The sequence below is a fragment of the Ilyobacter polytropus DSM 2926 genome, assembly GCF_000165505.1.
Lineage (GTDB): Bacteria > Fusobacteriota > Fusobacteriia > Fusobacteriales > Fusobacteriaceae > Ilyobacter > Ilyobacter polytropus.
The window spans coordinates 1318836-1332216 of the sequence record NC_014632.1 but is presented as its reverse complement, the minus strand read 5'-3'; the positions used below and the strand labels follow the sequence as shown (position 1 = coordinate 1332216).

General features: G+C 34.9%; 7 protein-coding genes and 1 riboswitch. Of the genes, 3 read left to right on the top strand and 4 right to left on the bottom strand.

All coding sequences use genetic code 11. The features are described 5' to 3' along the window. The first annotated feature begins 235 nt into the window (after nucleotides 1-235). Genes ILYOP_RS06180 through ILYOP_RS06170 form a run of 3 tightly spaced genes read left to right on the top strand, consistent with a single transcriptional unit; the run spans nucleotide 236 to nucleotide 6964 of the window. Nucleotides 236-2512, top strand: a complete 2277-nt coding sequence (locus ILYOP_RS06180) for a TolC family protein (protein WP_013387675.1) — start codon at nucleotides 236-238, stop codon at nucleotides 2510-2512. A 12-nt stretch (nucleotides 2513-2524) separates the two neighbouring features. Further along, on the top strand, nucleotides 2525-3706 hold the full coding sequence (locus tag ILYOP_RS06175) for an efflux RND transporter periplasmic adaptor subunit (protein ID WP_013387674.1): 1182 nt from the start codon (nucleotides 2525-2527) through the stop codon (nucleotides 3704-3706). Continuing rightward, nucleotides 3707-6964: an efflux RND transporter permease subunit gene (locus ILYOP_RS06170; protein ID WP_013387673.1), complete on the top strand. Its 3258-nt coding sequence runs from the start codon at nucleotides 3707-3709 to the stop codon at nucleotides 6962-6964. Nucleotides 6965-7037: 73 nt separating this feature from the next. Here ILYOP_RS06170 and ILYOP_RS06165 read toward each other — a convergent pair whose 3' ends face one another. From ILYOP_RS06165 to ILYOP_RS06150, 4 genes are all read right to left on the bottom strand, one after another. Beyond that, on the bottom strand, nucleotides 7038-8171 hold the full coding sequence (locus ILYOP_RS06165) for a pyridoxal-phosphate-dependent aminotransferase family protein (protein WP_013387672.1): 1134 nt from the start codon (nucleotides 8169-8171) through the stop codon (nucleotides 7038-7040). Between the two features lie 21 nt (nucleotides 8172-8192). Next, entirely contained in the window at nucleotides 8193-9176 is a 984-nt protein-coding gene (locus ILYOP_RS06160; RefSeq protein WP_013387671.1) for an AIR synthase family protein, read from the bottom strand. A 238-nt stretch (nucleotides 9177-9414) separates the two neighbouring features. Further along, a riboswitch (cobalamin riboswitch) is annotated at nucleotides 9415-9589 on the top strand. A gap of 239 nt (nucleotides 9590-9828) precedes the next feature. After that, nucleotides 9829-11316 carry a cobyric acid synthase gene (locus ILYOP_RS06155; protein WP_013387670.1) on the bottom strand — a complete coding sequence of 496 codons (1488 nt, stop codon included), beginning with the start codon at nucleotides 11314-11316 and terminating at the stop codon, nucleotides 9829-9831. Nucleotides 11317-11454: 138 nt separating this feature from the next. Further along, entirely contained in the window at nucleotides 11455-13377 is a 1923-nt protein-coding gene (locus tag ILYOP_RS06150) for an NADH-dependent [FeFe] hydrogenase, group A6 (RefSeq protein WP_013387669.1), read from the bottom strand. Nucleotides 13378-13381 lie beyond the last annotated feature (4 nt).

Genomic DNA, 13381 nt, shown 5'->3' with positions numbered 1-13381 from the left:
TAAGATATTTCAATTAATCTGGGAAATTTTAGGCTTAAACTCTTTAAAGAGTTTGAGCCTTTTAATATGATAGGAAGGATGAAAGTTGCTAAATTTTTATAACTCTTGACTGTGAAACAATTGTATAGTTTATAATGAAACAGTTGATTGAAATAATTTGATTTTTTAATGAAAGGAAAAGACAAATTTTAACTGCTTTGAACTTGAATATATTAATACTGAATGGGAGGTTATTATGAAAAGGCGGGTTCTTGTATTTTTTTTAACATTTGGGATATTTCTGATGTCCTTTGGAAAAGAGGTAGGTATAGGGGTTATATATGGAGACAAGCCCAAGGAAGTCAATGAGCATTTAAAGATTACCTTAGAAAAGGAGCTTTGGAAAAATTTTGAAAATACTCAGTTTGATCCGGTAATAAAAAAAGAGGTTACTGTTTTTAAAAAAGATATTAAAGATATTATAAATAAGTTGCAAAATGACAGTAATATAGATGCTATTATATCTCTTGATATAAATTTACCTGAAAACATGAAGAGTGCTTTTGATAAACTTGTAATTGTGCCATTTTTCCACGGTAATAATGAAAATATTAAAAATTTAAATTTAATTTCAACTGATTACAATTTCAAAGAAATTTTAGAAATGCTGACTGAGATCAAAGATATGGAAAAACTAGGAATAGTATATTCTGGTGGATTTGAAAACACAGCAAGAAAATATAAAGAAAAAATAATATCTGAAAAGATTTTTGATAAGGAAAATATAAATATTATCTCTTTAGATGAATCTCAAGAAAAATATATTGCTGACATATTAGAAAATGACGGTCTAATAATTGTTTCAGATAAAAATATAGTTTTAAAGAAGGCTGTTGCAAGGGCTTCTGAAAAAAAAATTCCTAGTTTTTCTCTTTTCTTTCGTTCAGAAAACAGTGCCAATGTTTTTATGGGATATTCTTTAAAAGAGATACAAGAAAGAAGCATACGTGCTGCAGCTGTGAATCTTCTGAAATATTGTGAAGGAAGAGAGTTTTCAGAAATGACTACAAAACTAGACTCAGAAAATCTAAATATTTTTCTAGACTACAAGGTGGCTCAGGTTTTAGATTTGTATCCGGGAGATTTTCTAACTGAAAAAATCAGGATGGTAAATGAGTCAGAAATAGGAACTGTAAAACTAAGCTTAAAAGATGCTTTATATAAACTATTTGAAAACAATACAGAACTCAAATCAAAGAAACAGGATTTGGTCTCTAGTAGTTATGATGTAAAAATAGCTAAAGCTGCATTAAAACCAAATCTAACAGCTACTTTTGATTATGATAAGCAGGACAATACACGGGCTAGGCTTTATTCTACAGGTGCAGAAAATTCATTGCAGGTAGGAGGTAAAATAAGTCAGACCCTCTATGATGAAAGTACCTTTTCAAATATAACAATTCAAAAGAAACTTTATGATGCTGTAAAAGGAGAAATGAGAGGCAAAGAGATCAGTCAGATTCAAAGTTTAATTGAAGCTTATCTAGGCCTATTAAAATCTAAATCCAGATTTGAAATAGAAAAATATAATATGAACCTGGTAAAAAGATATTTAAGTCTTGCAAAAACAAAGTACAGTATCGGAAGCGGAGGACCTGAAGATGTGTATCGCTTTGAAAGTGAACTTGCTGACTCCGTAACCAACCTTGAAGATATAAAAAGTGATATATTATCTGGAAACTCAGAACTTAACAGACTTTTAGGCAGTTCAATGGACACTTATTTTTCCCTTAGTGAAGATGGGATCGGTGATATAATCGGTTTTTATCTATTCAGAAATTTTGAAAATGAATTAAATAAACCCTGGAAATTCGATAAAATCAAAAATTATTTTATCGAACAGGGTCTGGAAAATTCTTCTGAAATAAAAAGTATGGATGCTAAAATAGCTGCAAAAGAAAGGGAACTGAAGGCTGCAAAAAGAAAAAGATATGTCCCTACTGTCACAGCTAGTGGAAATTATGACAGAGATGTTGTAGACCCTTGGGGAACAGGGTCTGACAATAGTGATTCTGATGAATATTGGAATGCAGGAGTTGGCTTTTCTATACCTATATATAAAGGAGGGGAGCTGACTTACACTAAGAAACAGCTAGAAGCAGAATTAGATAAGTTAAAACTTGACAGAAAAACTATGGTTTCTGAAATTTCAAAGAATATATCTAGTCAGTATGCAAAAGTTTCTGCAGCTTACAGAAAAATAAGATCGGCGGAAAAATCAGCAGAATCTTCTAGAAAAAACCTTAAACTAAAGACAGAATTATACGTCAAAGGAAAGATAACAATCACAGATATGTTAGATGCCAGAAACAGCCTGATAGGGGCAGAACAGAAAAAAACATCTGTAAAATTTGATTTTTTCATATCTCAGGCTATGTTAGAAAAATTATGTGGAAAATATTATTTTGAAAATAGCAGTGACGAAAAAGAAATCGAGTTTGAAAATATCAAAGATATAATTACATCGAAGTAGGGGGCCGTATTAATGAAGAAAGTTTTAATTTATATATTTATAATTTTAGTCTTGGCAGCTTGTGGAAAGAAAAAAGAAGAAGTTCAAGTAAAGGAAAAACCAAGGTCAGTGAGATATCTAGTTGCAGAAAATAAAACTTCTGAATTCAAAAGAATCTTTGCAGGGAACATTATATCTGAAACTGAATCAAATTTGAGTTTCAGGGTTTCTGGAACAATTATAAAAAAATATTCCAAATTAGGTGATTATGTAGAAAAAGGCCAGATTTTGGCAGAGTTAGATAACGAGGATTATAAATTAGATGTAGAAAATGCCGCTGCCCAGTATGATAGTAGCAGGGCAAAATTGGCAGAGGCGAATGCACAGATGAAGAGTGCAAAGGCTTCGTTAATAAATTCTAAAAATGAATACGCCCGTATTGAAAAATTATACTTTGATGATAATGTATCTAAAAGTCAGTATGATTCATCTAAGGCAGACAGGGACGTTACAGAATCTAATTTGGCTCAGTTTGAAGCCTATAAAAAATCTGCCCAGTCAAATCTAAAGGCAAGCGAGATGCAGCTGGCTCAAAGTAAACTAAAACTATCCTATACAAAGCTAATAGCACCTGAAAATGGTTTTATAACTGCCGAAGAAAAAGAAGAAAATGAAACTGTTTCTTCAGGAACGCCGGTTTATAAAATTAGTCTAGGAGAAAAACTGCAGACTGAAACCTTTATACCTGAGACTATAATAAGTCTAATAAAAAAAGGGCAAAAAGTAGATGTGGAAATAAGTGCTTTAACTGGAAAAGTTTATAAAGGCGAAATAAAAGAGATAGGTACATCCTCAGAAGGGTATGGAAATACCTTTCCTGTAAAAATAGAGCTACTTGAAAAAGACGAAAATATAAAACCTGGAATGTCTTCTAAAATAGGTTTTGATTTCGGTCAGAATAGTGATGCAAGGCTTGTTATTCCTATAAGTGCCTTGGATCAGAATCCTGCAGGAGAAAAATATGTGTATACAGTAAAAGAGATAAAAGACGGAGTGGGAAAAGTAATAAAATCTGTAGTGACAATAGGTGAGATAACTTCTGAAGGTGTAGAGATATTGAGTGGAATAAAATCAGGGGATTACATTATAACTTCTGGGGTTACTCAGATAACAGAAGGACAAGAGGTGTCCGTATCTTCAAGGGAGGAAAATTAGATGGATATTACTAATTTTTCCATAAAAAACAGAGCCACTATAATAATTTTGTATATCCTAGTTATCTTTGCAGGTTTAAATACTTTTAGGGGCATGCAAAAGGGAGAGGATCCACCTTTTACAATAAAAACAGCAACTATAACTATCAAATGGCCAGGGGCAACTGCCCAGCAGATGTCGGAGCTTATAGGGGACAAGGTTGAAGAGGTTGTCCAGGATATAGAGGAGCTTGACTATGTGGAAACCAAGAATTCTCCTGGATTGTCTACGGCCTATGTAAATATAAAACCTGAATATAGGAATCTACAGCCTATATGGGATACTCTTAGGAAAAAAGTGAAATATGAAGTTGAGCCTTATCTTCCAACTGGCGCTAGTGTACCTATTGTAAATGATGAATTTGGTGATGTTTTCGGATCTGTAATTATGGTAACAGGAGATGGATATAGCTATCATGAATTGGCTGTTATAGCTGAGGAATTAAGAGAATATATCTTGAAAAAAGTACCTGAAGCTGGGAAGGTACATGTTTACGGAGATCAACAGGAAAAAATTTATCTGAATTTCGATCCTGCAAAATTAACACAACTTGGTATAACAACTGCTGATATTAGAAATGCCATAAGTGGAAGGAATCAGGTTACTTCATCTGGAAATATAGTAATGGGAAATGACAAGATGACTCTAGATACCAGTGGGGATTTTAAGAGTATAGAGGAGATAGGAGATACAGTTATAAATACTCCTGGAAGTACTGGAATTGTTTATTTGAAGGATATAGCTGATATAAAAAGAGGTTATGTAAATCCAGCTACTTATATTACAAGGTTTAACGGTAAAGAATCAATAGGAATAGCGGTATCATTAAAGGATGGCATGGATGATACAAAATTGGGAGAACACTTAAAGGCTTATGTAAACAGTCTTGAAAAAAAATATCCTATAGGTGTTGACTTTGATTTCGTTGCTTACTCTCCTCAGAGGGTAGAAGATAAAATAAACTCTTTTGTAAGTAACTTAACACAGGCAGTGGCCACAGTGCTTATTGTAATGCTTATTTCTTTAGGGTTTAGAACAGGGCTTATAGTAGCATCCCTTATTCCTACTTCCATAGCTATGGCTTTTATTCTGATGCCTCATTATGGAGTAAATTTAGATCAGATGTCTCTTGCAGGGCTTATAATCGCTCTAGGAATGCTTGTTGATAATGCCATTGTAATGAGTGAAAGTATAATGGTTGCAATGGAAAAGGGAAAATCAAGGCTCGAAGCATGTCTTGGATCTGCAAACCAGTTGAAAATTCCTCTTTTAATGTCTTCATTGACAACAGTGGCAGCTTTTACACCCATATTTCTCATAGAAGAATCAATGGGAGAATATGTCGGGCCTATGGCAAAGGTTGTAGTTTTTACACTACTTTCATCTTGGCTTGTTGCAATGACCTTGGTTCCTCTTCTTTGTTATATTTTCTTAAAAGTGGATCACAAGGAGCATGAATATAAAAGTCGTACATATACTAATTATAGAAAAATATTGATTTTTGGGCTTAAGCATAAAATAATAACCGTAATTTTTGCTTTTGGAATCTTTTGCACCGGGATATTTTTATTCAGATTTACAGGAAATGAATTTATGCCTGAATCTGATCAGAAGATAATGCTTACAACTATGAGGCTTCCTAAGGGTTCTTCTGTTGAGGCTACAGAAAAAGTGGCAAAGGACTTAGATTTGTATATCAAAAAAAATTTTAAAGTGCCTGATGAAGAATTAAAAGTAGGATTTTTTAAAGATATTATAAGCGGATTTACTATACGGGAATATGAAAAAGATGGTGTGTTGAGCTGGGGTACCTTTATCGGAGGGGGAGCTCCAAGATTTGTTCTGGCTTATTCTCCAGAAGCGCCTTCAGAGGAATATGCCTATGTAATCTATAACAGTACCGATCATAAAATTATTCCTGAAATGTCTGAGAAAATCGACAATTACATGAAAAATCTTTATCCTGATCTTGATATATCCACAAAGAAAATGAAAACAGGTCCGTCAGCAGACAGGGATGTGGAGTACAGAATATCAGGTAATAATTTAAAAGATATTTTTGATAAGGTGGATATAGTTCAGTCTAAGCTAAGTTCTATCCCTATAGCTAAAAATGTTATCAATAGCTGGAAAAATGAAGTTAAGAAACTGACTATTGACATAGATCAGGAGAGATTGAGAAAAGTAGGGTTGACCTCAGAAGATGTTTCTAACTCTATGGCGGTAAATCTTGAGGGTATGGTTATAGGAACTTATAGAGAACCTGAGTCTCCATTAACCGATAAATCCATTCCCATTGTACTAAGGACAAACGAAGCTCATAATACTGTATTTTCAAAACTAGACACAATGAAAATATACTCTTCGGTTACTGGGAAATTTATTCCATTAAGTCAGGTTGCAGATATAAAAATGGAGTTTGAACGTGGGTATATTCATAAAAGGGACAGAACCAACACTGTATCAGTGCAGGCCGATGTTATTAGTGGACATACTTCAAATGAAATTGACAGAATAATGTCTCCTTGGATAGCTGAACAAGTGATAGAATGGGAAGCTGAAAATGGAGAAGAAGTTAAGGTCAAAAATATAGCAGGAATTCCTGCAAGTGCAGAAGGACTTAATTACAAATATGAAATAGGTGGATCATCAGAAATGTCCAATAAGCAGAGTGATGCTCTAGGGCAAAAGCTTCCTTATGCTGGATTATTTATACTTTTACTTCTTGTTGCACAATTTAATTCCATAAGAAAACCTATTATTATTCTTTTGACCATTCCACTTGGTATTTTAGGAGTGGCCGTAGGTCTTATAGTAGGTAATCAAAATTTTGGATTCTTTGCAATAATAGGACTTGTTTCCTTGTCTGGAGTTGTTGTAAATAATGCCATTGTTCTCTTAGATCAGATAGATATAGAGATAAATGAAAATTGTTTAGAACCTGACCATGCTGTGGTTATGTCGGCCCAAAGCAGATTTAGACCTATAATACTGACAACATTGACAACTCTGTGTGGCTTAATTCCTTTATGGCTTTTTGGAGGAAATATGTGGAAGCCTATGGCAGTGTCACTTATTTTCGGTCTTATTTTTGCAACTATACTTACTCTGGGAGTAATTCCAGTTTTATACACGATATTTTTTAGAGTTGCTTATAAAGATTATGAGTATGAAAAACTATCAACAGACACAGAGGTTTCCTGTACGAATTCAAAGTGATAAATTTAAGTTTTATTAAAATTACAAATATAAAAAACCGGCCAGTAATTAGGCCGGTTTTTATATTTGTATACTATTTAAGAATATTTATAAAATTTTCCGTAAGAGATTTTTTCGGCTTGAATCCCTGATCCATAAGTTCTTTTTCCAAAGATTTTAATACATAAAATCCGCTGTATTCTCTAGCACCTTCTCCCATATGACCTATTCTTATTACTTTGCCCTCGAGATATCCGAAGGCACCTGATATCATGAGGTTGTGTTTTTCTAGAAGGTTTTTTCTCAGCTTTTTTTCATCAATTCCATCAGGAATTTTTATAACACTTACTGTATTTGAATATGAATCCTTTGTGTATAGCTCTAAACCGGCTTCGACGATAGATTTTCTAAAGGACGAAGCGATTATCTGATGTCTCTTTATGGTGTTTTCTGAAAAATAGTTGTCGACGGCGGTATTCAAACCCTCTATATCGCTTATTGGCATAGTATAGGGGAACCATTTCTTTTCATAATAGTCCTTCCATATTAGTAAGTTACAGTAAAAACCAGCAATAGGACTTTCTCTGTTTTCCATAATCTTCCATGCAGTGTCACTGATACTTAGAAAGGTCAGTCCCGGAGGTGCAGAGAGAACCTTCTGACTAGCACCTAGGCAGACGTCGATCTCCCATTCGTCGACCTTTACTTCTTCTCCTCCTATGGAAGATACAGCATCGACCACTGTTGCTATTCCATATTTTTTTAGAATTTTACAGATTTCTCTAAGTGGATTCAAAACTCCAGATGGGGTGTCACAGTGAACTATCGTTGCATATTTAAATTCATTGTCCTTTATTAGAAAATTTTCAAGATCAGAGATATTTATTCCGTGCTCTCTGTCTCCCTTAAAGTAAACAGGTTTACCACCGTACATTTTTACAAAATCCCCAAAGCCTTCCCCGAAAATCCCATTGTCTACTACAAGGACTCTGTCTCCCTGCTCTGTGAAAGATGCACATGCAGCTTCAAGACCTAAAATTCCTTCCCCCGATAGAATTCTTACATCCTGTTTAGTCTCAATGATTTTACCGATTTTAATGCACAAATTCCTATAAAAATCATAGAAATTCAAATCTAAATCAGGATTTGAGCACTCTTTTGCCCTTGCCAGTCTAACATTTTCTCTTACCCTAGTAGGTCCAGCTGTCATTAAAAATGGTGTTTTCATTTTATTGCCCCCCTTTTGCCTCTATACCACCCTATATAATTCATCACTCTCAGGTTCTGAGATCTCTTCGACAAAGTTTCCAGAAATTATTGATTTGGAATTATCCTTTATGAATTTTCCTATAATTTGAGATTCTATTCCCTCGCTTTTTAATATTTCGACTATCTTTGATCCTTTGAGAGGATCGGCGGTCAAAAGCATCGACCCACTGGATATTAGTTTTAGTGGATTTATATTAAAGTGATCGCAGATAGCTCTTGTACAATCTGCAATTTCTATTTTTTCCCGGTATATCTCTGATCCCAAACCATAGAATTCACTTACTTCCCATATTGCACCTAAGATTCCTCCCTCTGTTACGTCATGCATCCCTTTTACATAAGGCGATGCAATAATTCCCTCTCTCACAACACTTATCTTGTCTAACATATTTTTTGCTTCTTTTAAAGTTTGTTCTCCCAGATTTTTTCTGATCTCTTCACTTTTTTCGTAGGCTATTATCCCGGTACCCTCTATACCTGCCCCTTTGGTGAGAATCAGACAGTCTCCAGGTTCAACTTTCCCCCTCTTTGTATAATCCTCTTTTTTTCCTATTCCGATGGCAGTTACAGACACAACCATCCTGTTTACTACTTTTGTTATCTCAGTATGGCCACCCATGATAGATACATTGAGCTTCTCGCATTCTGCATGGGCATCAGACACAACTCTTTCTATTTCCTCGGCCTTGGTTCCCTCAGGAGCCAAAATAGTAAGCATAAGTCCTACCGGTTCTATTCCTGCAGTGGCTATATCGTTGCAATTTATGTTTACAGCAAGTTTTCCAAGCTCTTCAGTGGCACCTGTAATAGGGTCGCTAGAGATATAAGCCACCTTGTCTCCGAAGTCAAGGACAGCACAATCTCCCCCTATTTTGGGATCTGTTAGTATTTCTGACCTTTTGTGTTTTATATTTTTAAATATGAGCTTCTCAAGGTCAGAAGCTTTTAATTTTCCAATTTCCAAAAATATCACCTCATTAATAAAATTAAGTAAAAAAGCTGTAGTATAAATATGTATATTTTAGCACTTAACCACTATATGCGTATAGGGGTAAGTTGTTTTCAACTAAAAAAATTATATCACTACTATCCACCAATTGAAAGGAGTTTTAAGGAGTTTAAATTTTTAATTTTTTAAAATTAAAAAAATTATATTTTTATATATTGACTTTTCCCTAAAATTGAGATAATATCTCAACTGAAAAGAATAATACTTTTATGGTTCGATTTATTGATTAAAAGGGAAGTGAGGTATTAATCCTCTGCGGTCCCGCCACTGTGAAGCTGACGAAAGCGACGTTACCACTGGATTTTCCGGGAAGGGTTGTGATTAGGTTGAAGTTAAGCCAGGAGACCTGCCATGAAAAGATTTATGCTAGCCTGCGAGGACGGGAAGTGTGAGAGACATTATAATTTTATTGTATTGTTTTTTATACTTCTCCTGTCAGGCGTATCTTGATAGGAGATTTTTTATTTTAATTATACTTTTGCCATCAAGTCAAATTGACATTTTTATATCTTCCTCGGGGAACACTAGCCTGTTCCCCACTTAATAAGCCTTCTTTTATAAAATTAAATATAGTTTAGTTTGGAATTAAAATAGGGGCCTACGGCCCCTATTTTAATATCTCATATATTTTATCTATATCCAAATTTTTTCTTAGATGTTCTTCCCATCTGTCAAATTCTTTGTTCTTAACTTTTTCATAATCAATTATATTTTCATTTTCTTTAAGTCCTTTTTTTCTTCTCAAATAGTTTAAAATATGTCTTGTAAATAATCCGTTGTCAAATATTCCGTGAAGGTAAGTTGCCATGACATTTTCTCTATAGACTCCCACATAAAGCTCTCCGTCTAAAAACATCTCTTCTTTTCCCTCTGTCTGACCCTGGTGAATTTCATATCCTTTTACAGTTGATCCTTCAAGGCCGGTAAGGATACCTTTGCAGTTAATTAATTTTTTTTCTACCTGATAGGTTGCCTTTTCTTCTCCCATTGTGGTTATTACATTTAAAAGCCCTAGACCTTCTTCTTCTCCAAGGGGAGTCTCTATGCAGAGAGGATCCATTATTTTATTTCCTAGTATCTGGAAACCACCGCAGATTCCAAAAATTAGTTTTCCTTTTTGGGACTCCTCTATAATTTTTTTATAAATTCCAGTTTCCTTTATAAAAATCAAGTCCCCTATAGTATTTTTGCTTCCAGGAATAATAATCATGTCCTCGTCCCCTATATCTTCAGGAGAGTCAACATAATTTAGAGCCACATCATCGTAAAATTCAAAAACATCAAAATCGGTATAATTTGAAATCTTAGGAGTTCTAATTACCGAGATGGTTATATCATTTTTAGTTTTTTCTGCAGTAAGTTTTTTTGCTAGGACATCCTCTTCCTCAATTTTTACATCAAGAAATGGAAGAACACCTAGTATAGGTATGTCTACCCCATCCTCTTTTAGTTTTTTCTCTATCATCTCAATTCCAGGATCTAATATATCTTTATTTCCTCTGAATTTATTTATAATAATGCCTTTTATACGGTCTCTGTCATTTTTTTCTAAAAGCATTATTGTACCGTAAATCTGGGCAAAGACACCGCCTCTTTCTATGTCAGAAACAAGGACTACAGGGGCATCTACTAATTCTGCCATTCCCATATTTACAACGTCTACTTCTCTGAGGTTTATTTCTGCAGGGCTTCCTCCACCTTCGAGTACGCATATATCATAATTTTCTCTTATTTTTTCATATCCCTCTAAAGCTACTTTTCTCAGTTTTTCTGTCTGAGAAAAATATTCTACTGCAGTTACATTTCCACAGGGCTTTCCCATAAATATAACCTGCGAATGATCATCTGCGTTAGGTTTTAGAAGTATGGGGTTCATATAGGCCCTAGGTCTTTCTCCGCCCATCTCAGCCTGTACAACCTGGGCTCTACCAAGTTCAAGTCCGTCTTCATCGACAAAAGAGTTCAGAGCCATGTTCTGAGATTTAAAAGGGCTGACTTTATATCCGTCTTTATAAAAAATTCTGCAGAGCCCTGCTGTCACAAGGCTTTTTCCTACAGAAGAACCTGTTCCCTGTATCATAATTTTTTTATGCATGAAAATCCCCCTAAAGTTTTTTTTAATTATATCACTTTCAGGAGGTTTTATAAAGAACTTAGCTTATTTTATCCTGTGAAATTATTTTTACTTAAAAAAAACAATTAAGGAGAAACTTTTAGGTTTCTCCTTTGTATTTTATAGGATCTCTTTTCCGCGTTTTTTATAATGTGTATGAAGTAATTTATGGGCTTTTTCCTTTCCTGGACCCTCTTTAAAGAAATTCTTATAAAGTTCCAAAACTCCTGGATTTTCATAGGATTTTCTAACAGAGGCTTTTTTATCCTCGCTGTATATTGCATTAGCTCTTTTTATTCTTATTTCTTCATTGGTTGGAATAGGCTGACCTCCACCTCCTAGACAGCCACCTGGACACGCCATAAATTCAATAAAATGATAGGTACTGAACTCTCCACCGTTTTTTATGTCCTCAAGGACTCTTTTGGCATTTGAGGTTCCGTGACATATGGCGACTTTCAAAGTTTGATTTTTTAGAAATTCAAAGGAATTAAGCTGACCTTTCAACAACTCTGGAACTTCGGTTACCTTATCTATTTTTAGTTCTAGAGATTTAATATCTTCAAAACCTCTGACAGGTTTTATATCTCCATATTCAAAAAGAGAATCCACCTTTTCTCCTGTAACCAGTTCGTATAGTGTTCTTATGGCAGATTCCATTACTCCCCCTGTAGCACCAAAAATAACTCCAGAACCGCTGCCTCCTGTAAAAGGATCGTCAAAATCTGAATCTTCGATATTTGGCAGGTCTATTCCCGTTTCTTTAAACATTTTTGCCATTTCTCTAGTTGTAATTCCATAATCGACATCTCTATATCCTGACTGGCACATTTCCGGCCTTCCAGCTTCATATTTCTTTGCAGTACAAGGCATGAGAGCCACAGTAACTATATCTTCAGGGTTTATATTGTTTTTTTCAGCATAATAAGTTTTTATAATAGTTCCAAACATCTGCTGTGGACTCTTTGCTGTAGAGAGATTTTCTATAAATTCAGGGAAAAAATGTTCTAAGTATTTTACCCATCCAGGAGAGCATGAAGTGAAAACAGGAAGTTTTGTATGACCATCCCCCTCTATATTGTCATAAAGTCTTTTCACAAGCTCTGTTCCTTCCTCTATAATTGTAAGATCAGCTGTGAAACAAGTATCAAAAACCTTGTGGAACCCGCAACGTCTAAGTGCGGTGTTCATTTTAAGTGTCATAGGAGTACCGGGTTCTAGTCCGAATTCTTCTCCTATACCAGCCCTAGGTGCAGGAGCTGTCTGTATAACCACATGTTTTCCTTCTGTTTCTAGGGCGTTCCATACAAGTTCACTCTCATCTTTTTCATAGAGAGCAGCAGTGGGACATCTGTTTATACACTGACCACAGTTTATACAAACTATTTCATCCATGGGTTTATTACCGAAGGTTGTAATGGTAGAATCTTTTCCTCTTCCTTTTATACTAAAGACTCCAACTTCCTGCAGGTCGATACAGCTTCTGACACACCTTCTGCAAAGAATACATTTGTCTAAATCTCTCATTATTGCGTGACTTGAAAAATCCACTCCTTTTTTCCTGATATTGTCATGTCCGTAGGGATAGGAGGTTATACCATATTCCATTGCCAGGTCCTGCAGTTCACAGTTTCCGTTTCTCATACACGAATAACATTCTCCCACGTGATCTGCCAAAATCAACTCTAATACGTTTCTTCTGGCTCTTCTTATCTTAGCTGTATTTGTTTTTATTTTTATAGGCTGGGAGATCGAATATGAGCATGAGGCCTGAAGAGTTTTAAATCCCTCCACTTCCACTAAGCATATTCGACAGACTCCAGCAAGGCATAGGTCATCATGATTGCAGAGAGTTGGTATTTTTACCCCTATACCCTTAGCAGCCTTTAGTATGGTGGTACCCTTAGTTACCTGCATCTTTTTGTTGTCTATTTCTATGTCGATGAGTTCTAACTTACACTTTTCCTCCTGTCCCTCGCAGGCATCTCTTAGCATCTCAGTTTTAGGAACTCTACAGCTGCCTGTATCACACTTGTTTATCATAGTA